The sequence below is a fragment of the Acinetobacter sp. TG2027 genome (assembly GCF_000302435.1).
GTDB classification, from domain to species: Bacteria; Pseudomonadota; Gammaproteobacteria; order Pseudomonadales; family Moraxellaceae; genus Acinetobacter; species Acinetobacter pittii.
The window spans coordinates 22,231-46,038 of the sequence record NZ_AMJN01000066.1; the positions used below are offsets into that span (position 1 = coordinate 22,231).

22 protein-coding genes and 1 pseudogene are annotated in these 23,808 nt (G+C 38.9%); 7 read left to right on the top strand and 16 right to left on the bottom strand.

Features of this window, described 5'->3' with window-relative positions; all coding sequences use genetic code 11:
* Nucleotides 1-5 precede the first annotated feature (5 nt).
* The 11 genes from B806_RS0118875 to B806_RS0118925 form a co-directional block, all read right to left on the bottom strand.
* Nucleotides 6-1,067 carry an MBL fold metallo-hydrolase gene (locus B806_RS0118875; RefSeq protein WP_017403366.1) on the bottom strand — a complete coding sequence of 354 codons (1,062 nt, stop codon included), beginning with the start codon at nt 1,065-1,067 and terminating at the stop codon, nt 6-8.
* A gap of 192 nt (nt 1,068-1,259) precedes the next feature.
* Entirely contained in the window at nt 1,260-1,436 is a 177-nt protein-coding gene (locus tag B806_RS19910; protein WP_017403367.1) for a hypothetical protein, read from the bottom strand.
* Between the two features lie 103 nt (nt 1,437-1,539).
* On the bottom strand, nt 1,540-2,091 hold the full coding sequence (locus B806_RS0118885) for a TetR/AcrR family transcriptional regulator (RefSeq protein WP_017403368.1): 552 nt from the start codon (nt 2,089-2,091) through the stop codon (nt 1,540-1,542).
* 752 nt (nt 2,092-2,843) lie between these two features.
* Entirely contained in the window at nt 2,844-3,746 is a 903-nt protein-coding gene (locus tag B806_RS0118890) for a bile acid:sodium symporter family protein (RefSeq protein WP_000534580.1), read from the bottom strand.
* Nucleotides 3,747-3,820: 74 nt separating this feature from the next.
* Entirely contained in the window at nt 3,821-5,461 is a 1,641-nt protein-coding gene (locus B806_RS0118895) for an AMP-binding protein (RefSeq protein ID WP_017403369.1), read from the bottom strand.
* 137 nt (nt 5,462-5,598) lie between these two features.
* Nucleotides 5,599-6,972, bottom strand: a complete 1,374-nt coding sequence (locus B806_RS0118900) for an outer membrane protein transport protein (RefSeq protein WP_017403370.1) — start codon at nt 6,970-6,972, stop codon at nt 5,599-5,601.
* A 157-nt stretch (nt 6,973-7,129) separates the two neighbouring features.
* Nucleotides 7,130-8,953 carry an acyl-CoA dehydrogenase gene (locus B806_RS0118905; protein ID WP_017403371.1) on the bottom strand — a complete coding sequence of 608 codons (1,824 nt, stop codon included), beginning with the start codon at nt 8,951-8,953 and terminating at the stop codon, nt 7,130-7,132.
* 9 nt (nt 8,954-8,962) lie between these two features.
* On the bottom strand, nt 8,963-9,424 hold the full coding sequence (locus B806_RS0118910) for a MaoC family dehydratase (protein WP_017403372.1): 462 nt from the start codon (nt 9,422-9,424) through the stop codon (nt 8,963-8,965).
* Between the two features lie 2 nt (nt 9,425-9,426).
* On the bottom strand, nt 9,427-10,338 hold the full coding sequence (locus tag B806_RS0118915) for an SDR family NAD(P)-dependent oxidoreductase (protein ID WP_000154576.1): 912 nt from the start codon (nt 10,336-10,338) through the stop codon (nt 9,427-9,429).
* Nucleotides 10,339-10,382: 44 nt separating this feature from the next.
* A complete protein-coding gene (locus B806_RS0118920; protein ID WP_017403373.1) occupies nt 10,383-11,138 on the bottom strand; it encodes a glucose 1-dehydrogenase in 756 nt (251 codons plus the stop codon).
* 12 nt (nt 11,139-11,150) lie between these two features.
* Entirely contained in the window at nt 11,151-11,915 is a 765-nt protein-coding gene (locus tag B806_RS0118925) for an SDR family oxidoreductase (RefSeq protein ID WP_017403374.1), read from the bottom strand.
* A gap of 178 nt (nt 11,916-12,093) precedes the next feature.
* Here B806_RS0118925 and B806_RS0118930 point away from each other — a divergent pair, with 178 nt between their 5' ends.
* From B806_RS0118930 to B806_RS0118940, 3 genes are all read left to right on the top strand, one after another.
* On the top strand, nt 12,094-13,029 hold the full coding sequence (locus B806_RS0118930) for a LysR family transcriptional regulator (protein ID WP_017403375.1): 936 nt from the start codon (nt 12,094-12,096) through the stop codon (nt 13,027-13,029).
* Between the two features lie 93 nt (nt 13,030-13,122).
* Nucleotides 13,123-13,692, top strand: a complete 570-nt coding sequence (locus B806_RS0118935) for a TetR/AcrR family transcriptional regulator (protein WP_000113715.1) — start codon at nt 13,123-13,125, stop codon at nt 13,690-13,692.
* A 139-nt stretch (nt 13,693-13,831) separates the two neighbouring features.
* On the top strand, nt 13,832-14,851 hold the full coding sequence (locus tag B806_RS0118940) for an MBL fold metallo-hydrolase (protein WP_017403376.1): 1,020 nt from the start codon (nt 13,832-13,834) through the stop codon (nt 14,849-14,851).
* Nucleotides 14,852-14,908: 57 nt separating this feature from the next.
* On the opposite strand, the gene B806_RS19705 is transcribed toward B806_RS0118940, so the two are convergent.
* A complete protein-coding gene (locus tag B806_RS19705) occupies nt 14,909-15,277 on the bottom strand; it encodes a hypothetical protein (protein WP_079381131.1) in 369 nt (122 codons plus the stop codon).
* Nucleotides 15,278-15,684: 407 nt separating this feature from the next.
* Here B806_RS19705 and B806_RS0118945 point away from each other — a divergent pair, with 407 nt between their 5' ends.
* Complete coding sequence (locus tag B806_RS0118945; protein ID WP_017386088.1) at nt 15,685-16,233, top strand: Rrf2 family transcriptional regulator; 549 nt, start codon at nt 15,685-15,687, stop codon at nt 16,231-16,233.
* A gap of 158 nt (nt 16,234-16,391) precedes the next feature.
* On the top strand, nt 16,392-17,597 hold the full coding sequence (locus tag B806_RS0118950) for an FAD-dependent oxidoreductase (RefSeq protein ID WP_017386087.1): 1,206 nt from the start codon (nt 16,392-16,394) through the stop codon (nt 17,595-17,597).
* Nucleotides 17,598-17,691: 94 nt separating this feature from the next.
* Here B806_RS0118950 and B806_RS0118955 read toward each other — a convergent pair.
* A pseudogene (locus B806_RS0118955) lies at nt 17,692-18,386 on the bottom strand (type 1 glutamine amidotransferase domain-containing protein).
* 156 nt (nt 18,387-18,542) lie between these two features.
* Between B806_RS0118955 and B806_RS0118960 the strand changes: the two are divergent.
* Nucleotides 18,543-18,959: a MerR family transcriptional regulator gene (locus tag B806_RS0118960; RefSeq protein WP_002113932.1), complete on the top strand. Its 417-nt coding sequence runs from the start codon at nt 18,543-18,545 to the stop codon at nt 18,957-18,959.
* 226 nt (nt 18,960-19,185) lie between these two features.
* Here the strand turns inward: B806_RS0118960 and B806_RS0118965 are convergent, their stop codons facing one another.
* From B806_RS0118965 to B806_RS0118975, 3 genes are all read right to left on the bottom strand, one after another.
* Complete coding sequence (locus tag B806_RS0118965; protein ID WP_017386086.1) at nt 19,186-20,253, bottom strand: saccharopine dehydrogenase NADP-binding domain-containing protein; 1,068 nt, start codon at nt 20,251-20,253, stop codon at nt 19,186-19,188.
* Nucleotides 20,254-20,268: 15 nt separating this feature from the next.
* On the bottom strand, nt 20,269-21,507 hold the full coding sequence (locus B806_RS0118970) for an NADH:flavin oxidoreductase/NADH oxidase family protein (protein WP_017386085.1): 1,239 nt from the start codon (nt 21,505-21,507) through the stop codon (nt 20,269-20,271).
* A gap of 158 nt (nt 21,508-21,665) precedes the next feature.
* Complete coding sequence (locus B806_RS0118975; RefSeq protein ID WP_017403377.1) at nt 21,666-22,496, bottom strand: alpha/beta hydrolase; 831 nt, start codon at nt 22,494-22,496, stop codon at nt 21,666-21,668.
* 329 nt (nt 22,497-22,825) lie between these two features.
* On the opposite strand from B806_RS0118975, the gene B806_RS0118980 reads away from it, so the two are divergent.
* Nucleotides 22,826-23,722, top strand: a complete 897-nt coding sequence (locus B806_RS0118980; protein ID WP_001022499.1) for a hypothetical protein — start codon at nt 22,826-22,828, stop codon at nt 23,720-23,722.
* Nucleotides 23,723-23,808: the final 86 nt, after the last annotated feature.

Genomic DNA, 23,808 nt, shown 5'->3' on the forward strand with positions numbered 1-23,808 from the left:
TTTTACTATTGATAGGCATACATTAATAAAGCTGTGATTTCACCATTCTTTGGAACTGAAGTTTCAAACCCATAATATTGTCCATATTTTGGTCGTAAATATTCAGTTGCCTGATTACCTATTGCATCAAGATATGCTGGTAGCTGGGCCATATGTGAATTTGTTTTCTGAGGATCAGGAGCTCCTACTCCCCACTGCACTACCCCATATGATTGGCCCACTGCTTGTTTCATATCTTTTAGGAATTCTAAATAGAAATCTACATCAGCTTTAGATCCAACATTTCCATGGCCACCACTCAGAAATACCCAATTTAAACTTTTTAATTCTTTTAAATTTTCTTCAAAATAAAGAGGAACTTCAGCACCAGCGAAACCCCAATAAGGTAATTGATCGGCATTTATTAGATCGGGAATATGTGCAACTTTCTCACTTGGAATTAACCAAACACCTGTATCGGCAGTATGTGCTGCATATTTGAAACCATGTACTTGAACATTCACCCCTTCAAAATTAAAACTACCATTTTTAAAAGGAATTGTTTCAGTAGGTTTTGGTAATTTACTTTTAATTCGGTTTAAAAGCTCTGCTGTAGCATCAGATGAAATAATACGTACTTTGACACCTGCCTTTTTAGAAGCTTCAACAATTACTGGAGCTGAGCTGATATGATCAGCGTGCGCATGCGAATAGACAATTGTTGTAACAGGTAATTTTGTTACTTCTGAGATCGCTTTTAAAATCTTTTCTCCAGCATTTTCAACTGGGTCAAATAACAGTACTCCTTTTTCACCTACATAAAACATCGTTCCATAAAATTGAGATTGAAAAAAATAAGTATGTTCTGTCATACGTTGCAGTACATACTCTTGCTGAAGATTTCGGTTATATAGACGGTCAATTTTTTCCGATGGATTTAAAGCTTTATTACTCGATTGGGAAACATAAACCGCATTTACAGTAGAGGGAGCTTCTGGAATATCTATCGTACTTTGAGCATTGGCTCCATGACTTATGTTCAAATACATTAAGCCTAGTAGTGTGGTATTTAAAAAGATCTTTTTCATTCGAAACCTCAGATATACAATTAAATTAAATGTTCTATACTTGATAAAAACATTCTTATATTTCTGATTTCGAAAGATTAAAACAAGCTACTAAAATAAGAACTTAAGTTGCAAAAATAAGAACAGTCAGCAGTTATTTTTTAACTTAATATTCTCGTATTAATAAATTTTTTTAAATATAAATGCTCAACGCTATTTTCTAGATTCGTAACAGGCTTTTTTTAAGTTTTCCATTGCATCTGCTGGCATAGGTGCTGTCATCATTGCATGATAATTCATACATTCTGGGGTCTCTTCCTTTTGCACATTCTGATTAGTAACACAGGCAGAGATAATAAAAGGGATAGATAATATTCCTAACAATTTCATAAGCAAATTCCCAAATTATGATGAAATAATTCTAAATAATTTTATTTTAATATATGTTTGATTTTGTTAAATATACTCAAAAACCAAACAACTAAAACCATGTTCAATTCATAGTAAAAAACCTCCCCACAACCACATCCCTTTCCTCCAAACTCTTTGAGCTTAAAATCTGAAACATCAATCCATCAATCAAATTTAAAACCATGTCAGCACTTGGTTTTAATGCGTGAGTTTCCAAACTAAAAACCAGATCAAAAAGCTCTTTAAGCAGCCATTTTCTATATTCAAGCGCTATGCGGTAGGCCTGCGGGTAAATGTGTTTAGTTTCAAAAATGGCTTTAAGTAATAGATAGTACAGGCTATTAAAATTGACATGTAAAACAATAATCTCTTTGAGTTTATCGCTTGAGGTTCGGTAACGGCTTGAGTAGATAATTGCCAGCACTTCTTCTTTGAGTTTGCTTTTTTGAAAGGATACACACATTTCAATAAGTCGCTGTTTTGAGTGAAAGTAGTTATAAAAAGTGGCTTTAGGAACTTTGGATTTTTTGATGATTAAGTCCACACCCGCATTGTGAAATCCATAGAGATTGAACAGCTCTATTGCTGTATGAAGAACCTGTAATTTTTTGGAAGATCTTTCTAAAGTTGGCATCGTTTTACCATTATAAATTCTTGTTGTTGCTAAAAGAGATAAAAAAGCCTGTGCCTTTTCTGGGAGAAAAAAAGGCACAGCAAAGCCGTAAAGACTGTGCTTGGCACATCTCAAGTTTTATTGTTGCTAAGTTTTTGGTCGTGACGATTTAAAGCCTGAAAAGCCTATAGGCAATCAAGTTTCTTTAAAGTGATTTAAGTTGTGTCGAGATAGATTTTGACAGTGAGTGCCAATAATTTATGAATGTGCATAGCCAACTCCTTCTTTTGGGAGTTCTGCCAAAGCATTATAAATTATGGTGGCAGAACGGAAGCAGGTTGACGGACTGGGTTCGACATCCAGCACACCCGAAGGTGTCCCACTCCCGTCCTACCGCTACGGGAGGGAACGAGGTGTGCACACAAGACTATTCCTCAGAAGAAATAATCCTGATGTGGTCGAATCATCGGTCCGTCAAAACCGACTGGCAATGTAGGCCAGCCCGCAAATGGTAATCTTCAATATTTGAGCTGTCAATGTGAAATTGGCTAGAAATTATTTAATTAAATTATTGTTTTTCATTTAATTACATAATTAAGGAAAACCTTAAATATTGGCTTAACAATTTGCTTTTATAACAGCACTCTAACGCTTTCTTTTTATTATGACTGCGCTTGCTCGGGCATAAATATTTTAAATTTTGAGACTAAAAAAGGAGGTGTTGGCCTCCTCTTTTAATTCAACCTATAAACAATACCTTTATCTGTCCGATATTATTGAAGATTCTTTGAGTACGTTTTGGTTGATATTTGTGTGATCTCTTTCTTTTCTAGACGATTTAACAATGTGCCAAAGATTGCAGCAACAATGTACATAAATAATGAATAAACTGCTGCTGGCATAGCGGCCATACTGCTTGCCATTACTGTAAAAGCAATGGTCATGGCTAAGGTACTGTTATGAATTCCAATTTCAAACGCGCAAGCTTTTGCCTGAAAGCTATTTACACCCAATAATCGTGGGACAAAATAGCCAACCATTAAACTACATACGCAAAACAGCAAAGTTGCCAATCCAATTTGCCCAATATACGTCATCAGATTTTGATAATCTCGTGCAACTGCTAATATGATGATCGATACGAGAAAAACGATAGCAAAGATACGCACAGGTTTATTGAGTTTTTCGGCCGTATGCGGTGCAAAATGACGGACTAACATCCCGATCCCAACGGGAACTAAAATAATAAGAAAAACTTGTATGATTTTAGAGAATTGCAATCCTACATTTTGCCCATTTTCCATAAAGTGTTGTATTGCGAAATTCACGATTAATGGAAGTGTAAAGGCAGCAATGACCGAATTTATAGCCGTTAAAGTAATATTTAAAGCGATATCCCCTTTATAGAGATAACTAAATAAATTAGCTGTTGGCCCGCCCGGTGACGCAGAAAGGAGCATTAATCCAACAGCAAGCATTGGTGGTAAAGCAAGAACCTTACAAATAATAAATGCAATACCGACTAAAATAACCAGTTGGCAAAATAATGCGATAAAGACGGCTTTGGGGTGTTGTCGTACGCGTTTGAAGTCATTTATGGTTAACTCTAGACCCAAACCAGCCATAATAATTGCGAGTGCAATTGGTAAAAATACGGTAATTAATCCTGAACCCATAATCTCATTCCTTTTTTCATTTATTTATGGAGCTTCTAGCCTCATACACTTATGTTTTTAATTAAAAGTTTTTATTAAACCTTGAGTTCTTTTCTTAAAATTTTACCCACATTTGACTTGGGTAATTCATTAATAAATTGAATATAGCGTGGTTGTTTGTAGCCAGTCAGGTTTTCTTTTGCATAGATTTGGATTTCTTCAACCGATAAAGAGTCATCCTTTTTGACAATAAAGGCTTTAGGCACTTCACCCGATTTTTCATCTGCAATGCCAACCACGGCGACTTCTAAAATTTTTGGATGTTGGGCTAAAACTTCTTCAATTTCGTTCGGAAAAACATTAAAACCTGACACTAAAATCATGTCTTTTTTACGGTCAATAATTTTGGTATAGCCTTTTTCATTCATAAAGCCAATATCACCCGTTCTAAAGAAACCATCAGCAGTCATGACTGCTTTCGTTTCTTCAGGTAAATTCCAATAACCTTTCATGACCTGCGGGCCACGAATTGCAATTTCTCCAGTTTCACCGGGTGCTAATTGGTGACCTTCATCATCCAAAATTGCAATATCCGTGCTCGGTACAGGAATACCGATCGTGCCACTAAAAGTATTAGAGACTGGTGGGTTAAAGGTCGCCACAGGAGAAGTTTCTGATAAGCCATACCCTTCACGGATAATACGTCCTGTCAGTTTTTCCCATCCATCGGCCGTGGATTTCAAAATTGCCATACCGCCGCCAGTGGTAATTTCTAAACGGCTATGGTCCAGCTTATTAAAGCCTTCATGATGAAGTAGTGCATTAAATAAAGTATTTACAGCAGGAAAAACCGTGGGACGATATTTTTCAAAACAATGCACGAGAGCATCTAAATCACGTGGGTTTGGAACTAAAACAGTGGCATAACCTTTATTCATTGCACTGTGTAATAAACAGACAGTAAAACCAAAAATATGATAAAGCGGTAAGGCACAGATCGCTATTTCATCTTCAAAAGCATCTCGGTCACCAAAATAGCTTTTAAAAACCACATTATTTTGTAATAAGTTGGCGACAATATTTTTATGGGTTAATTCTGCGCCCTTGGATACACCTGTTGTCCCGCCCGTATATTGCAAAAGCGCAGTGTCCTCAAGAATAAGCTTAGGACGTATGTAGTCTTGGGCATTTGTCTTCAATAAAATTTGCTTAAAAGCGTATTTTTTAGAATCTAAGGTGTCTAATTCAGTAGGTTGCTCGACCAACATTTCAGTCATGGTGGTGGTAATAATCTGCTCAACCGACACGTGCTCTTTAACTGCCTCATAAACAGGTAAAAACTGTTCTAATATAAATAAGACTTTTGCGCCTGCATCATTTAATTGATGCTTTAACTCACGTGCTGTATAGAGGGGGTTAATATTGACCAGAATGTAACCTGCACGAATCACGGCAAGTGAAATAATTGGGTACTGAATAATATTGGGCATCATTACGGCAACTCGTGTACCTTTTTCTAGCCCTAAACTTTGCAAGAATGTTGCTACTTGTCGGCTATATAAATCGATTTCAGCATAAGAAAAAGATTGATCTGCAAATATAAAAGCCTTTCTTTGCTGGAACTTATTAAAGCTGTTGTCCCATAAATCGAGAAGTGAAGTTTGTTCATCCGGCAATGTAATCATACTTTCTATATTCCATTGCTTATATTCGTCTAACCAGATCTGATTTGTCATCTTATTGTCCTTTTATGAGAGGGAGAAATGGACCTATTCCTACTCCACTTTTTATATTTTCTTTAATCTCTTAAACTGCTTACTCTCGTACAGAAATAAACTGTTTATATAACTAAGCGATCCATTAAATAGTTAAATTAAAATTTATAACCAATTTTCAAACCGTAACCGATTGAATAGTTATTTTTATATTCACCAACATAATATTCACTGCCTGCCTGAGCACCAAGCTGTCCTTTGGCATCACCAAGCCATAGATACTTCATTCCACCTGAAATAAAGTATTTTGAAGTTGGACTATATTGCGCACCAAGACCAACACTGTAATAACCTTTAGCTGGCCCACCTGTGGACACCCGTTCACCTGCTCCCGAGTCCCAACCTACAGAAACTGAACCTGACCATTTATCGCTTAGGCGTTGCCCAATTCCAAGATTGGCAGACCATTGATCATCATAATAACGAACCAGATTAAAACCGTTTGGACGACTTGGCGTTGATAGAACCCCAACAACTTCTGAGATTTCGCCAAAACGATAGGGTTTAAACTCAAAATCATTCCAGTGAACCCAACGCACGTTACCGAACAATAAAGTACCTTTGCGTAATCCGGTCTGAAATTCCAAATTCACTGACTCTGGCGCTCTAAACTTAGTTGAGCCTGATGTGCCTGCTTCGGGTAAGCCCGCAACAATACGATTGAGTGCCTCCTTACGAGATTCAGTGAGTTGTCCTATAGAAACCATATATGCCAAATGCTGATCAAGAAAATCACGGCCTTGCTGTGTACTCAACATATCAACCAGTGGCGCATTTTCATTGGCAGTCACTTCATGCATAATTTCTGAACGATAGGTCAATGAGGCTTTAATGGCTTTTTCGGGAATTTGATAACCAAATCCTGCCAACCAACCCCAATCTCCAACTTCTTTGGCATTAAAGTCATAGCCATTATATACACTGAAAACTTGACCTCTTAAATTGACGTTACTTTTAAACGTCTGATAAACAGGACCTGCATAAAAATTCCAGTTCTTATCCGGTTGATAACCAAATATCAGACTAAAATTTTGCATAACAAAATTTGATTTGGTGTTCCCTGTTACGACCTCTCCACCAGTCTTTTGGGCAAGTGTTGCTGAATCAATGCCTGGTACTAAAATCGTATCACTCGGCTTAGCAACAAAACTGTTATTTCCATAATATTCAGAGTCGGAAGTAAATGGCTGATCGTAAAGAAAACCAAATGAAAACTGAGGTGCTAACTGTAATTTCAAGGCTGCACTGGGACGATAATCAGAGTTTGCAATATCAGAAATACTATTACGTGTTGGGTTTGTACCCGCTTCTTGTCCTTCTAATGAAGTGTCTGAAACAGATAAACTTGCCTCAAAATAATTACCAGGTTGTAGAAATGGAGAAATTGATTGTCCTGTTCGATCAAATGCTGCTGCATAGAGTGGGCTCGTACAAAATGAAGCCATGACCATGACTAATGTTTTCTTTTTCATCTTTTAATCCGTCCTAGATTTTTATTTTTACTTATTAGGGCGCTCTTTACTGAACGCCTGATGTTTGTTTTTACATAGTGATTCTTATTAGGTATTTTCTATAAAATCAGGTTGTTCTCCTTTTCTGTCAAACGGCGCGGTTAAGGAATGGTTCTTACTAGAACCATTCTTCTGACATATTGAGTGGAGTCGTCTCTACCGGATCAAGTACCGCTAACCAACTTATAATTTTCGGCATTTCCCAGCCAAAGAAATAATCACACGCTGCAAGCTTCCCATACAGAAAATCAGGATCTGTTGAGTTCGGCATGAGTTTATGAATGACTACCGCTTGATCAAGCCATAACCACCCCACTACAAGATGCCCAAAAGCTTCCAGATAATTGGCGGCATTTGCCAGTTGAAGTTCTACATCGGTTAATGCATGCAATTTCTCTGTTACATTTCGGATGAGTTGCCACTTTTGGTCTAATTGATCTGCATGATCTTTTAAAGAAGGCTCAGCTTTGGCTTGTGCGATCGTATTCATGATTTTTTCATGTAATAGCTTCATCGACAGCCCCTGATTAAGACGAGTTTTTCGTCCTAATAAATCGAGCGCCTGAATGCCAAATGTTCCTTCGTGAATGGGGTTGAGTCGATTGTCCCGATAAAACTGTTCAACATTATATTCACGGGTATAACCGTAGCCGCCATGAACTTGAATGGCTAAATCATTTGCCACCAGCCCCCATTCAGAAGACCAGCTTTTCACCACTGGTGTTAATAGATCAAGTAATTGATGGGCTTGATCGCGTTGCTCGGCATCTTCAAGCGAGTGAATATCATCGGTTAATCGGGCTGCATATAGGCACAGTGCTAATGCGCCTGAGACATATGCTTTTTGCGCCAAGAGCATACGGCGTACATCTGCATGTTGAATGAGCGGGATTTGTGGAGAACTTGGATTGCGTTCACTACGAGAACGACCTTGTACTCGAGTTTTTGCATAATCTAAAGCATGAAGATAACCTGTATATCCCAATGCTGCTGCCCCAAGTCCAACCGAAATTCGGGCTTCATTCATCATATGGAACATATAGGCCAACCCTTTACCAGCTTCGCCGACTAGCTCACCAATTGCGCCTGCTTCTCCTTCGGGTGTGAAACGACCTTCCCCAAAATTCAGCACACAATTCACAGTTCCCCGATAACCCATCTTGTGGTTAATTCCAGCTAATACCACATCATTACGTTCACTTGGCTGTCCATTTTCATCGAGTAATTTGCGCGGTACGGTAAACAGAGAAATGCCTTGCACACCTGCTGGTAATTGTCCATTTTCATCTGGAATTTTTGCCAGAACCAAATGAACAATATTGTCAGAAATATCGTGCTCGCCGCCTGAAATCCACATTTTGTTTCCAAACAAACGATAACGACCATCTTTTGTTTTAATCGCACGTGTACGAATATCAGCCAGACTTGAACCAGCTTGCGGCTCCGATAAACACATCGTTCCGAAACATTTGCCTTCTATCATGGCGTTGACATAGGGTTTAACTTTTTCAGGTTCACCATGAGCCATTAATAAATTTGCATTACCAATGGTTAAAAAGGCATAGCCCGCTGTTCCTGAATTGGCACCGAGTAGATATGCCATACCTGCACGCTCAATGGTATTGGGTAAGTTCATTCCATTCCAATCTGACGGAAACGCTGCACTCATCAAACCTGCATCAGCAAAGGCCTTAAGTGCGACCCCGACTTCAGGATTAACAGTTACACGTTCACCATCAAAAACAGGTTCGTTACTGTCATTTTTTTTATTATGAGGAGCAAATAAATCGGTTGCCAAAGCCTCGTAAACGTTTAAAACAGATGTATATTCAAAACGGTCCTGTCCTGCAAAAGTATCGCGTTGGCTGAGTTCTTCAACTTTTAGCCAATCGAATAGCAAAAAATCGACATCACGGCGAGAGAGAATTAATTTATTGCTCATGGTTTATTCCTATACATTTACAAGTGTAAGCCACTCTGTCACAAGTGCTGGTTTTGCCTGATCTTCGATTTCAATCGTGACTTCCATGATCAACTGATAACTTCCCTCATTTTTTTGGGAAACATTTTTTAAGTGAAAATTTCCACGCACCCGCTTACCGCTATGTACAGGACTAATAAAACGCAAATTATTGATGCCATAATTCACGCCAGATTTCTGCCCCTGTACAGTCGGCAAGACTTGAGCGGCCATCGCTGAAAGTAAAGAGAGTGTTAAAAAACCGTGGGCAATCGTGCCACCAAAAGGTGTCTGACGAGCAGCTTCTTCATCCACATGAATAAATTGATGATCTTGTGTGACATCCGCAAAGGTATTAATCATGTTTTGATCAATGGTCATCCATTGCGAGCTACCTAATTCTTGACCTTGCAACTCAACCAGTTGGTCGATGCTTAATGTATTTTTTGTCAAAATTACTCTCCTGCCATTAATGAAGCTTTTTTCAGCTCAAGCTCACCTTGAGCGCCTCCTCTGACAGGCACAAACTCACCTGTTCGGTCTGCAACATCAGCTAAACGTTGTGCTAAAACATGCGGAACCTGTTCATCCGTACCTAAATAAATTCCTTGAGTAAGGGTAATGTGGGCAGCTTCAAAACTACCTGCGCCCGCACAAAGAATCATACGAGTCGGTGCATCTTCGCTAACCAAAGTCGCGATTGCAGGACTGACCGCACTTGGAGCAAGAGCTTTAAGGGCTTCTTCGGGTAATAATCCTTCAAGCATACGAGTTGCTGCTGTTGGTGCTAGACAATTTACCCGAACATTAGATTTTTCACCTTCTAAAGCCAGTGTCTGCATGAGTCCAACCAATGCCATTTTTGCAGCACTGTAGTTGGACTGCCCAAAGTTGCCATATAGACCAGATGATGAAGTCGTCATAACAATACGACCATATTTTTGCTCGCGCATGATATCCCATACCGCTTTTGTGCAATTTACTGCCCCCATTAAGTGGACATCAATCACGGTACGAAAGTCATCTAGTGACATTTTGCTAAAAGTTTTATCTCGAAGAATTCCAGCGTTATTAATTAAAATATCTACACGTCCCCAACGGGCAATGGTTTCATCTACCATCTGTTGAACTTGTTCAATATCCGTGACTGAAGCACCATTTGCCATCGCCTCGCCACCAGCCGCAATAATTTCATCCACGACTTTTTGGGCCGCCATGGTTGAGCCACCTTTTCCGTTTACATCGCTACCAAGATCATTCACGACCACTTTTGCACCCAAACGTGCCAGTAACAATGCATGTTCCCGCCCTAGACCTGCGCCTGCACCTGTAACAATAGCCACTCGATTGCTTAAATTAATTGTCATGATTTTTTCCTAAACATATGAATAAGATGTATTTAATAAATGTTTTAATAAGCTGTCACGCCGCCATCAATTGCAATGGCTTGACCTGTGAGATATGAGTTTTCTTTGGCACACATCATCAGCATCATTGCCACCACTTCGCTTGGATGGCCAAGACGCTTCATTGGCGAGGCTTGCCCTAAAAAGTCTTGTTTCTCTTTGAGTTCACTGTCGACCACCATCGGGGTGGTTGTATAAAATGGACAAATTGCATTAACTCGAATGCCTTTATTTGCATATTCAACCGCTGCTGTTTTGGTTAATCCCACCACAGCATGCTTTGCCGCAGCATAGGCAGCCAATTTGGGAGCAGCGCCTAAACCTGCAACAGAAGCAACATTCAGAATAATGCCCCCACCTTGTTGCAACATCTGACGAATTTGATGCTTCATTCCAAAGAACACACCTTTGGCATTGACGGCAAAACTCAAATCCAGATCTGCTTCATCGGTATCAATAAAGCTTTTCATAGGCGGACTCATACCTGCATTATTGATCCCGACATCGACTCTACCAAACTGAGTAACTGCACTTTGCACCAAAGCCTGTACATCTGCTTCACAACTGACATCACACACTTGCGCAACCACCTCCACTCCTGCTTGGCGTAGCGGTTCAACTACAGTATTTAACCCTTCAATATTCAAGTCACCCAACACTAATTTTGCACCATACTTTGCCAGTTGCTGTGCCAGCAATGCACCAAATCCACTCGCCGCACCTGTGATTAAGACCACTTGACCTGAATAATGTTCGTACATTGCTATTCTTCCCTAAATAGTTAAACCGCCATCAACCACAATACATTCACCATTGGTGTAACTCGCAGCATCGGACACTAGATACAATACGGTACCTGCCATTTCACGTGGTTCTGCGTGACGGCGTAATGGAATTGTGTCCATCCAACTTTTATAAATATCTTCATTTTCAAATAGTGCCGAAGCAAATTTGGTCTTGGTAAGACCCGGCAATAAAGCATTCACTCGAATGCCCAATGGCCCACATTCTTTTGCAAAGGCTTTGGTCATATTCACCACCGCAGCTTTGGTAATAGAATAAATACCTTGTCGATCTCCGGGTTGCAGGGCATTTACAGATGCGGTATTAACAATTGTACCGCTGCCCTGTTCTTTCATTAATTTGCCCGCCTCAATAGACATGAAGAAATATCCACGAATATTGACTTCAACCGTTTTGTTATAGGCTCCAATATCTGTATCGAGAATATGCCCAAAATAGGGATTGGCGGCCGCATTGTTGACCAAAATATCTAAACGTCCATGTTCTTTACGAATATATTCAAAAATTTCTGCAATATCTTCTAACTTCCCCACATGGCAAGCAAAAGCCTCCGCCTTTCCATTTGCTGCAATAATTTCATTAGCAACGCGTTGGCAATCTACAACTTTCCGACTAGAGACAATTACATGTGCACCTTGTTCAGCTAAAAGTTTGGCAATTTCCTCGCCAATGCCGCGACTTGCACCTGTAACTAAAGCTATTTTTCCAGTCAAATCAAATAAATGTGTTGCCATATCATTTCCTTATGTTCATAGGTTTTATAAAAATTAGTTGTAATCAATGCTTCTAAATGTGGTTACCACAAGCGCTACATTCAAAATTCACGGTTTTAATCACTCTATTTCTTACGCTATTTCCTGACCATATCTAACTTGTTACAATGAATAAAATGAATTGTTTGAATAACAAACTATGAATGAAATGAATAATAATATTGCCTCTCTTGCTCGTATTGACCTGAATTTATTTCGTGTATTTGTGGCAATTTATAAAGAAAAAAATCTAACACGGGCCAGTGAACAACTTTATCTAAGTCAACCTGCTGTTAGCCATGCTTTGGCACGTTTACGTGATCATTTTAATGATCCATTATTTATTCGAGATGGACACGGTGTTGTTCCATCACCTTTAGCCAAACGTTTATGGCCTAAAATTGAACAGTCATTACAACTTATACATCAAGCAATTCAGAGCACACATGACTTTGTGCCAGCACGAGATTTAAAGCATCTCACAATTGCTATGAATGATGAGTATGAAGGAATTTTTTTACCCTCTATTATTCAGCACTTGACTCAATTTAATCCTAATTTGCAGTTAAATAGCGTACGCATTGATCGTAAAAACTTAAGACATGAGCTTTCTACGGGGAAAATTGATTTTGCGATTGATGTTCAACATTCAGTTGAAGATAGCATTGGTTATGAATGCCTTACTAAAGATCAATTTGTAGTAATAAGTCGCAAGCAGCATCCTTTATTATCCACAACAAACCTAACCAAAGAAATTTATTTAGAAACTAAACACATTACAGTGTCCTCTCGTCCTACAGGTCGTGTCTTTGAAGATTTTTTCTTATCTAAACAAGGTATCAAAAGAACGATTAGTTTCCGCTGCCAACAATATGAAACGGCAATCCGATTAATTACACAAATGGACCATTTACTCACGATTCCTCAATGTCAAATTGCTCATTTTAAAGATGCTTACCCTCAAATTAAGGTGCATCCGCTACCGATAGATATTGTTGGATATCAGATGAATTTATATTGGGATCAGCAAAAGTCCCATGAACACCAAATCGTATGGTGTAAGAGCCAAATATTGCAGCTTATGAATAGTTTATAAAATAGTAAATTTATGACAGTAAAATTCTATTTCGCTTGCGCTACTCATATTTTTATGTATGATTGAGTAATCACTCAATTAATATTTTTATATATGGCTCGTCCTCGTAGTGAAGATAAACGTAATGCAATTTTAAGTGCTGCTATCGAAACATTGGCAGAGCTTGGCGAGCGTGCGTCTACCTCAAAAATTGCCAAAGTTGCTGGTGTGGCAGAAGGTACTTTATTTACCTATTTTAGTAATAAAGAAGAACTGCTGAACCAGTTATATCTTTCGCTAAAGGCCGAACTGCGTCAGGTGATGATGCTTAGTTACCCGACTAACGCTGACCTGCAAACACAAATGTCGCATATCTGGCAAAGCTATTTGGACTGGAGTTTAGAAGCTCCCCTTAAACGTAAAGTAATGGCGCAGCTTTCAACATCGGAACAAATTACTGAGCAAAGTAAACAAATTGGTATGCAAACCTTTTGTGACCTCACCCAAAACATTCAAGAATGTATTAATGACGGAAAATTAAGAGATTACCCACCGTTATTTATTGCTTCAATTTTAGGTGCGCTTGCTGAAGTTACACTCAATTTTATTGCCCAAGACCCTTCTCAAGCCGAGCGTTATCGCAAATCAGGTTTTGAAGCCTTTTGGCATGCAGTTTCAATATAGATAAAAGTAAGGATGCGCGGCGTCCTTATTTTTGAATGAATTAATGAGTGAGTAAATACTCATTTAAATAAATCAAAATAAGCACTTAGCCCAAGTTCTTATTTATACATATAGGTTTGTTCCAATAAGGAAAAACAAAATGACTATTTCAAACACAACAGACTTGCCTGCTCCCCTAATGCCATCTCAACAACACAATGGCAAATTTAGAAATACGCGTCCAAATCAACACAAGCCTTCTTTTGGTAAAACGCTTCAGCTCATGTGGAAGTTTTTATTTAATAAACCAAAAGACACCGTTCCAAATAGAGAAATTCCTGTTTTAAGTTTGTCGAAAGAACAGTTATTAAGTGCGCCCGATCGCTCTCTATTTCGTTTGGGCCACTCAACCATCTTGTTAAAACTGCAAAATGAATTTTGGTTAACCGACCCAGTGTTTTCAGAGCGTGCTTCGCCTTTTCAATGGCTTGGACCAAAACGTTTCCATCAGCCACCAATTAGCATTGCGAACTTACCACCTATTAAAGGCGTGATTTTGTCGCATAACCACTACGACCACCTCGACTACCATGCAGTGATGCAACTTCACGATAAAGTTGAGCATTTCTTAACACCGCTTGGTGTGGGTGACACACTCATTAAATGGGGAATTCCAGCAGAAAAAGTTCAACAACTTGATTGGTGGGATACTACCCATGTAGATGGACTAAAATTGGTGGCTACCCCTGCTCATCATTTTTCAGGCCGTGGTATGGGCGATAGCAATGCGACGCTTTGGGCCTCGTGGGTGATTATTGATAATGATTTACGTGTATTTTTTAGTGGAGATACGGGCTATTTTGATGGGTTTAAAGAGATTGGATATCGTTATGGCCCTTTCGATCTGACCATGTTAGAAACGGGTGCTTACGACCCCGAATGGCCTGATGTTCACATGCAACCAGAGCAAACTTTACAAGCACATATCGATTTAAAAGGACGTCATTTGCTGCCTGTGCACAACGGTACTTTTGATTTGGCCCTTCATGCTTGGGATGATCCATTTGAACGTATCGTGGCTTTGGCTCAACAAAATGAGTTAGCGATTAGCACACCGCAAATGGGAGAACTCTTGAATCTTAATGAACCAAATGTCGAAAATTATTGGTGGCGTTCGTAAGTTTGAAGAAATTATTTGGAGAGTAAAAGAATGCTTTTTCTCTCCAATATTTAAATTTTAACTTGTGTGGTGTGCCTTCCACGGAAACTTAATTGTGCACAAAACAAAAACCAGAAATAAAAATTGGGAAATATACATATAGTTAAGCAAGTCTCGCCCTACTTTTAATGTAATCCAAGTGTTGTGAATGACATCACTAAATATAATGAGAAAAGTTAGAATTAAGCCGATACGAGGTCTATAAAATAGAAGAATTGCTGCAAGTGGATCAATAAACGTTAAAGATGTCCAATAAATACAAGTAAATAAAGGCGCATTGTTATAGTCCCAAAACAAACCATGCATCAAAACTGTTTGTAAATGGTTGAACCCTGCACCAATAAGGCAAAGTGCATAAATACATCTAATAGTAAATTCAGTTTTCAAAAACAACTCTCTTATTCATTCATCATGCTATGTAAAAAATATTTTTATTTGGATAAAGCTATTCAATATTTTAATTGCAACAATCTACATAAATATAATTTAAAAGACTCTAAAAATAAATGATAAATGGCTATCCCCTTTCATCAATCTTACTTATAAGTTGTGAACTATTTGATTAAGCATCTATTAGAAATTCATACGATTAAAAGAACTCAATAAAATATTTTTTATAAATTATTAAAATTTTTTTATTTAATAAAATTTAAATTATTCAGTTAGATATATTCAAAATTAACACTTTTAAATAGCTTGCTTAAAACTAGGATTGGTTTTGTCTTAGTTTTATTATTGACTTAAAACACAGACTGCATTAGTCTGTGTTTATAATTGATCAATTATGAAATTAAATGGCTTATATCACTAGTAGCATTGAGTATGCGATTCACTGTCTTCTTTTTCTTGTGAACAATGAAGATAAACCTTTGAGTAGTAAGGACCTTGCTGAATTACAAGGAGTCTCTCCGAGTTTTATGGCCAAGATTTTTCCTAAACTTGAAAAGGCAGGTCTCGTTATTGCTCAAGAAGGTGTTCGCGGCGGCTATTTACTCGCCCGATCTGCTCATGAAATCAGTTTTTTAGATATTGTGAATGCCATTGAGGGTGAAAAACCGCTTTTTGAGTGCCAAGAAGTTCGTGGGAAATGTGCAGTCTTTAACACTGCCCCGCCAGATTGGGCAACCAGTGGTGTGTGCGCAGTACATGCAGTCATGCTACAAGCCGAAAAAGCCATGCGAGATGCTTTAGGTGCTCATACACTTGGCGATATTGCAGACCGTTTTGGCCGTTATGCACCTGACGTGTTTTTTAGTGATGTAAATGGCTGGATCAATGAACGCATCGAAGGAAGAACAGCAAAAATGCGTAAAAGTAAAATATCGCGGGATACCCCCGACTAATAAGTTAGTAGGGGTTCGCACCCTAATATAAAACACCCTTAATCCTTTTTAAATGCCTTCTCAGATTTTTTCGGACAATCAGAGAATGGATTCGCTCACCTTAAATTTTGTGATGAGTAGGAATATGTTGTCCGAAAATCTATCAAAAGGATAATCAAATGAGTAAGCGTATTATTATTGCAGGTTCTGGCTTTGCTGGCTTATGGGCTGCACTCGCTGCACAAAGAGCAATTCACTTAGCGTCGCAAGAACAAAACATTGAGGTACTGATTGTTTCCCCGAGCCCGAATGTTGGGATTCGTCCTCGTCTTTATGAAGCTGTGCTTGAAAACATGAACCCTGATATTTCAGAGTTATTAAGTGTGGTGGGAGTTAAATTTCTGGCAGGTTGGGTAAATAAAATTGATGTCGACCAACAGGCAATTGAGGTTTCAACCACCGATGACAACAAACAATCCTTAAGGTATGACCGTTTTATTCTGGCAACCGGAAGTACGACGTTTATGCCGCCTATATCGGGTCTTACCGAATATGGCTTTAGCGTAAGCACACTAGAAGATGCTGAAAAACTAGACCAACATCTTAAAAACTTAGCTAATAAACCTGCAAATGCAGCGCGTAATACGGTGGTCGTTGCAGGTGGTGGTCTTACTGGGTTAGAAACCGTTACTGAAATGCCTGAACGTCTGCGTAGCATTTTAGGTGAAACTGATGTCCGTGTAGTTTTAGTTGATTCCTCAACAGAAATTGGCGCGGCTATGGGGGATCAAGCAGCTACCGTTATTCGAGAAGCTCTTAGCGAGCTTGGTGTGGAAGGTAAAGCTGGGCTACGAGTTACAGCACTAGATGCATCAGGGGTAACACTTTCTAATGGCGAAAGAATTGAAACAGAAACCGTGATTTGGACTGCCGGTATGCGGGCTAATCCACTCACCTCTCAAATTGCTGGTGAAAAAGATAATTTAGGCCGTTTGATTGGGGATTCTTATTTACATGCACCTGAAGCAAAAAACATTTTTGTGACTGGCGATACTGTAAAAGTTCCAACCGATGATTTAGGCAATTTTAATGTGATGTCGTGTCAGCATGCTATGAGCTTAGGCCGTGTGGCGGGTTATAACGCTGCGGCAGAATTGGTTGATTTACCACTTCATCCATACAGTCAACCGAAGTATGTCACTTGTGTTGACTTAGGTCCTTGGGGTGCACTTTATACTGAAGGTTGGGATCGACAAGTTCAATTTGTGCGTGAGGAAGCGAAAAAAATTAAACAAGAAATTAATACCGTATGGATTTATCCACCAGTTGCTGACCGTGAAGCAGTTTTTGCAATAGCAAACCCTGATTTTGTAATTGTTCCTTAAATTTAACCTCGTAGGATCAATCCATTTATTTAAAAACCCTAAAAGCAAGCCCATCGCTGGTCCTACTTTTAGGGTTTATATTTGAATTATTAAATTATGACTTTTCTAGCTCTTCTATTATTGCTAGAGCCGTCTTTTTAGCTGAAAAAGGGTTTTGACCTGTAATTAACTTGCCATCTTGAACGACATATGGTGCAAAAGGAATAAAAGCCTTTTCATAACGAGCGCCATATTCTTTCGCTAACTCTTCGGCATTGTACGGCACTTTTTTTGCCACCCCTGCCAAAACCTCTTCACTCCATGCAAAGCATGTTAATTTTTTGCCTGTTATAAGTCGTTCACCATTTGAAAGTCTGACATTGAGCAAGCCACAATAGCCATGACAAACACTTGAAACAATACCGCCTTTTTCATAAATATTTTTGGTGATTTCTTGAAGTTCAGGATTATCTAAAAAATCCCACATCACCCCATGGCCACCTGTGTAATAGATCACGTCATAATCTTGCCAATTAATATCGGAAGGCTTAAAGGTATTTGCCCCAGCAGCGTAATAAAAGCCTGATCTTTTTCTCGGTCTTTAACAGATTTATCTGCTACTAAAGGCACAAGCGATTTTGGTTCAATTGGAGTTTTTCCGCCATTTGGACTCACAATATCTTGCACATAACCTTGTTTTTCAAATTCGTCATAGGCATGGGTGAGCTCACCTAACCACAGTCCTGTTTGTTGATCTACATCCTTATAGCGTGAAACATTGGTCACGACGTGTAATATGCGTTTAGACATTTTCTCACCTCATTTTTCATATTTATAATTCTATTCTTTCGTCTATCAAAGCATAGAAAGTTGTTACTGAAAGTGTGTGCTTGGTAAAGTTATGAACCTTGCTTTTGTGTTACTATAAGTCTAAAGTTAGCTTGAATGTCAAGAGAGTATGTAGCTATGAATATTAGCGAGTTATCGAAATTAAGTGGTTTAAGTACCCCTACTATTCGTTATTACGAGCAAATTAAACTCTTGCCTAAAGCAAAAAGAAAATCGAATGGCTATCGTGAATATACTGATAACGATTTGAAACAACTTTCTTTAATCCAGCAAGCTCAACAAGTCGGGTTTTCTTTAGCAGAAATTAAAGCATTTTTGCCATCGAAAGTTGTCGCTTGGGACCATGATGCTCTCATTCAAACGATTGAAACCAAAATTCAGGAAATAGAAATTTTAGAACAAAAGCTAAAAGTCAGTAAGCAAAACTTACATACCATGATTGAAGCTATTAATAACAAACCAGATGAAATTACATGTGAGCAAAATGCAGAACGTCTGATGAATCTCTATTTTGACAACGCAAAAACACCATAATTTCAATTAGAGTTAATCGCTCTCGCGTTGTATAGATGGGTACTGGTATCAACTAAGTAACCAAAGCGTTTAAGTATCAATCTATAAATCTAAAAAAACGAATTACGGACCAACGCTGTAATTCGTTTTTTCATGCAAATACTATAGAAAAAAATCAGCCAATCTTTTGATAGCGAAAACCTTATTCGGGACCATCAATAAATGTGCTGTTTTAATAAAGGCTTTATTAATTAATGACCAGTGGACCAGAACCCGGTAGTTCGGTCACTAGCTTATAACCCATCAATTTTGCAGGTGTGTATGTACCACCCTTAACGGTATTTTTGAGCAAATAATTCACTACAGTCAGTGAACCATTTACGGTAAGGCTATAAGCGTTTTCCGTTTGGATGCGGGCGGTTTTGATTTCCCCACGTGAATTTCTTGCTTCACCCCAAACATAGGTGGGTACTTTTGCGCGGAGTTCCTCATTTGGCCCAACAACCGTTTTTTCTATACGCGATTTAATAAACTTCTGTACAGCATTTAGTTTTAATACTGGGCGTAAATAGTTCATCATTTTCGCACCAAAAATCATTTTGGGAAATGCGGGTACAAACACTTCAATGTTTGGAATACCTGTTGTATAGAACGCTGTAGATACGTCTCCCCATGGAACACTCATGGCACTTTTTTTACCATCACCAAAATCAATGGTCCGAACATAATGTGCTAATGGAACGGTAGTAATTTTTCCGTTTTTACGAATTTTTCCGCCTTCGGCCATGCCTTCTGTACTTGTTTTAGCAGTACCCGGTGAGAACCCTGTTCTAGAGTCAAAACCAAGCGCTAAATGGGTCGCATCTGGCAATGCTTCTTTGAGCGCAGCAGCAACACAATCTGTCGGGATCACATCGAAACCGACACCCGGACAAAGCACAACATCGGCTTTTTCAGCTTGACTATTAAGTGACTGTGCCAATTCAAATACAGCGATTTCACCAGTAATATCTAGATAGTGAGCACCAGCCTTTATACAAGCTTCCATCATGGGTTTTGATGTTGCTGAAAATGGCCCTGCACAGTGCATCACCAGTTTAAAGCCTTGGAGTTGTTGACTTACCGCATCTATGTTATCCAGCCCAAAAGCTTTATAGTCAAGTCCCAACTCTTGAGCTAATGTTTCAACCTTAGCGTTGTTACGACCAGCCAGAGTTGGTTTTAGACCTTGGCGTACAGCTTCACGAGCGATTAACTCGCCCGTGTAGCCATTTGCTCCATAAATTATCCAGTTTGAATCGTTAGGATTTGTCATAACACAACTCACTTATTAAGAAGCAAATGAATAGTCACGCATGCCTTTTTTGTATTGGCGGGTACGGCATGACATCGCTGATTGTTGCAAAATTAAAGCCCAAGCTGGTGAAACATTTGGTTTTGTTTTTTTACCAGAGCTTAAATTACGTAACTGGAATTTGACCACCGCCATATTGGCAAGTGAAGCAAGTGTTTTGTTCTTCCAAGTAATCGGTTTTAATTCAGGGCTAAGATTCTGGCCTTGTTTCCAAGCATTTGGCAAATTAGGTTCAATCGCTAGAGCTGTGGCAATACCGACCATATCTACACCGCTTTCAACTACTTTTTCTGCCACTTGTTTACGGCGTATGCCACCTGTCACCATAACAGGCATTTTGGCAACTTTACGAATCTCTTGCGCAAATTCTAAAAAATAAGCTTCACGAGCAAGAGTACGGCCATCACGTGCTTGACCTTGCATGGCAGGTGCTTCATAGCTACCGCCTGAAAGTTCAACCAAATCTACAGCGTGTTCATTTAGCATTTTAACTACTTGTTGAGCATCTTCAGCGCTAAATCCACCGCGTTGGAAATCGGCTGAGTTCAGTTTTACTGCAACAGTAAACGTAGGCGAAACGACTTTACGAACTGCTTCCACAATCTCAATTAAAATACGAGCACGATTTTCTAAAGAGCCACCCCAATGGTCTTGGCGTTTATTACTCAGTGGTGAAAGAAACTGGCTTAATAAGTAACCATGTGCTGCATGAATTTCTACACCAGTAAACCCAGCTTTTTCACCTAGACGCGCTGTGTTTGCAAAACGCTGAATCACCTCTGCAATCATAGATTCAGTCATTTCAATTGGTGTATTAAAGCGATTTGACATTTTGCCAAGATCAAGTGAAATAGCCGATGGCGCCCAAGTCTGCTGACCAAGGTTTGCTTGCATTTGACGCCCCGGATGGTTAATTTGAAGCCACACCTGAGCGCCTTTTGAGCGACCAATTTGTGCCCATTTTTTAAAAGTATCTAGATGCTTTTCATCTTCAAGCACTACGCCACCCGGTCCAGTCATCGCTCGGCGGTCTACCATCACATTTCCAGTAATAATTAGACCTACGCCACCATTTGCCCAAGCCTGATATAAACGCATTAATTCTTCTGATGGTGCATGGTTTAAATCAGCCATGTTTTCTTCCATTGCTGCTTTAGCAATACGGTTAGGAACATATGAGCCATTTGGGAATACTAATTTTTCGAACACTTTCATTGGTATGACCTCATTCAGTATGACTTTACTTTAAGATTAAAACTAACTTTAATGTCAATACCTTTTATTATTCCTATATTTATTACTTTCAATTTCAGTAATTTATAAATAAAAAAGAGGCACTTAACGCCTCTTTTTTAAAGTTTGAATGTTTTTAATTATTCGCGAATAAAGGCCAATAAATCAGCATTAATCACTTCATGGTTTACGGTTAACATACCGTGAGAAAAACCTGGGTAGATTTTGAGTTGGCTATTTTGAAGTAACTCAGCAGATTTTACGCCAGAAGTTTTATACGGCACGATCTGGTCGTCGTCACCATGCAACACCAAAACAGGAACCGTGATTTTCTTTAAATCTTCGGTGAAGTCAGTTTGTGAGAATGCCACAATACCATCGTAATGTGCTTTTGCACAACCCGTCATACCCTGACGCCACCAGTTCGAAATGATACCTTCAGATGGTTTCGCATCTGGTCGGTTAAAACCATAGAACGGGCCAGATGGAAGATCACGGAAAAATTGCGCACGGTTTGTGAGTACTTGATTTTGAAGGTCATCAAAAACTTCTTTTGGTAAACCTTCGGGATTATTTTCAGTTTTAACCATTAGTGGAGGAACTGCACTCACAAGGACTGCTTTGTTAACATTTTCCTGACCATGACGTGCAATATAGCGGACTACCTCGCCACCACCAGTTGAGTGTCCAATATGAATTGCATTTTTAATATCGAGATGTTTAACCACTTCTGCAACGTCATCTGCATAGTGGTCCATATCATGACCATCCCACACTTGACTTGAGCGCCCGTGCCCACGTCTGTCATGAGCAACTACGCGGAAACCTTCTTTAAGGAAAAAAAGCAATTGTGTGTCCCAATCATCTGAACTTAAAGGCCAACCGTGATGAAAAAATAAAACTTGGGCATCGCGTGGCCCCCAGTCTTTATAGAAAATGTCTACGCCATCTTTTGTGGTTACATATCCCATCTTTGTACTCCTGCTGAAAATCTGCTTCTAGATTCGTTATAAAGGTATGAATATTTATCGTAAGATTAAAGTTAGCTTTAAGGTCAATAGCCTCAATCTTATTGTTAAAATAAAATTTATATGAAGACTCTACTGTACTCTGTATCTTTTTAATCTTTAATTGTTTTTTATTTTATTTCTTTTAAATGTCAAAGACTTTACAGCTAGAAATTAAAGTCTTGACTTTAAAGTGAACTTTAACCTTATAGTGCCGACATTGGCTATAAATTAACACGTCTTGATAAAGACAACGGTAGCTACGCGGTCAATTAATGTAAAGGTGAACTCCAATGAATATAAAACAACAATTTACTGAGGTTGAATTTGGACAACAAAAAATCAAAGTACCCAAAGGTGGTTATTATGACCGTTTTAGAATGAATCCCGATTTAGATGAAGTCGCTCAAGACCCTGCTGCTGGCAATATCGACTTTTTCCGTCATATTCCTAAAAAATTAGTTGAATCAAGAGTTGGACCTGTTTGGGCACCGAACTTTTATTATCGTAGTGCAAATGTTCAGCTATTAATGCTTGCTCCCATTAAACAGATTAAGGCAAAACTTCCTGATGCTTTAACGCCCTTACAACCATTTCCTGGTTATGGGTTAGTCGCCGTCACTTTTTTCTCTTATTCGGTTTGTGACAATGACCCGTATAACGAGGTGTCGATTGCGATTGTTGTACGCAAACCCAAGGCTCGTGGGCCTCACATCGCAGAGTTAATGAAATCGATGCGTCAACGCCACTTTCATGCACATGTTTTAGCTTTGCCTGTAGATACAGAAATTGCTAGAGTCCGTGGTGTATATGGTTACCAGTTACCAAAATGGTTAACAAAAATTGATATCAGTATTAGTTCAAAAGAGGTTCAAGCCAAAATTTTCGATGTTAATGGAAAATTGGATTTAAGTTTAAAAACTGCTGTTCCTACTTTAAAACGTGTCGATTCTGAAACACATATTAATAAAGCAACCATGCTACATATAGTCGATGGGAAATGGCATCAAACAGATGTTCAATCAAACGTTCTTTCTTTTGCGCAAAAGCTTTTTCCAAAGAAAGTACAATTTGTGAAAAATGAAGGCCCTTTGACAAAGTTGCTAAATGAACTTGGCGCTTCAAAAATTCTCCGCTTGGATGTTATTCAAGATGCCCAAGCAGTCCTTAATTTGCCTACTCCGTTATAAATCTATTCTTCGAGATATAAAAAGAGACCAACTTGTGGTCTCTTTTTTTAATTGATTAGATCGCTTCTTTGGTCATCTCACCATTC

Excerpts from the sequence above, each read along its gene's own strand:
- B806_RS0118905 (WP_017403371.1), bottom strand. The coding sequence starts at position 8,953 with ATGAGCAATAAATTAATTCTCTCTCGCCGTGATGTCGATTTTTTGCTA.
- B806_RS0118900 (WP_017403370.1), bottom strand. The coding sequence starts at position 6,972 with ATGAAAAAGAAAACATTAGTCATGGTCATGGCTTCATTTTGTACGAGC.
- B806_RS0118895 (WP_017403369.1), bottom strand. The coding sequence starts at position 5,461 with ATGACAAATCAGATCTGGTTAGACGAATATAAGCAATGGAATATAGAA.
- B806_RS19910 (WP_017403367.1), bottom strand. The coding sequence starts at position 1,436 with ATGAAATTGTTAGGAATATTATCTATCCCTTTTATTATCTCTGCCTGT.
- B806_RS0118980 (WP_001022499.1), top strand. The coding sequence starts at position 22,826 with ATGAATATAAAACAACAATTTACTGAGGTTGAATTTGGACAACAAAAA.
- B806_RS0118975 (WP_017403377.1), bottom strand. The coding sequence starts at position 22,496 with ATGGGATATGTAACCACAAAAGATGGCGTAGACATTTTCTATAAAGAC.
- B806_RS0118935 (WP_000113715.1), top strand. The coding sequence starts at position 13,123 with ATGGCTCGTCCTCGTAGTGAAGATAAACGTAATGCAATTTTAAGTGCT.
- B806_RS0118945 (WP_017386088.1), top strand. The coding sequence starts at position 15,685 with ATGGCTTATATCACTAGTAGCATTGAGTATGCGATTCACTGTCTTCTT.
- B806_RS0118965 (WP_017386086.1), bottom strand. The coding sequence starts at position 20,253 with ATGACAAATCCTAACGATTCAAACTGGATAATTTATGGAGCAAATGGC.
- B806_RS0118950 (WP_017386087.1), top strand. The coding sequence starts at position 16,392 with ATGAGTAAGCGTATTATTATTGCAGGTTCTGGCTTTGCTGGCTTATGG.
- B806_RS0118885 (WP_017403368.1), bottom strand. The coding sequence starts at position 2,091 with ATGCCAACTTTAGAAAGATCTTCCAAAAAATTACAGGTTCTTCATACA.
- B806_RS0118875 (WP_017403366.1), bottom strand. The coding sequence starts at position 1,067 with ATGAAAAAGATCTTTTTAAATACCACACTACTAGGCTTAATGTATTTG.
- B806_RS0118940 (WP_017403376.1), top strand. The coding sequence starts at position 13,832 with ATGACTATTTCAAACACAACAGACTTGCCTGCTCCCCTAATGCCATCT.
- B806_RS0118915 (WP_000154576.1), bottom strand. The coding sequence starts at position 10,338 with ATGACAATTAATTTAAGCAATCGAGTGGCTATTGTTACAGGTGCAGGC.
- B806_RS0118890 (WP_000534580.1), bottom strand. The coding sequence starts at position 3,746 with ATGGGTTCAGGATTAATTACCGTATTTTTACCAATTGCACTCGCAATT.
- B806_RS0118970 (WP_017386085.1), bottom strand. The coding sequence starts at position 21,507 with ATGAAAGTGTTCGAAAAATTAGTATTCCCAAATGGCTCATATGTTCCT.
- B806_RS0118930 (WP_017403375.1), top strand. The coding sequence starts at position 12,094 with ATGAATGAAATGAATAATAATATTGCCTCTCTTGCTCGTATTGACCTG.
- B806_RS0118920 (WP_017403373.1), bottom strand. The coding sequence starts at position 11,138 with ATGTACGAACATTATTCAGGTCAAGTGGTCTTAATCACAGGTGCGGCG.
- B806_RS0118960 (WP_002113932.1), top strand. The coding sequence starts at position 18,543 with ATGAATATTAGCGAGTTATCGAAATTAAGTGGTTTAAGTACCCCTACT.
- B806_RS0118925 (WP_017403374.1), bottom strand. The coding sequence starts at position 11,915 with ATGGCAACACATTTATTTGATTTGACTGGAAAAATAGCTTTAGTTACA.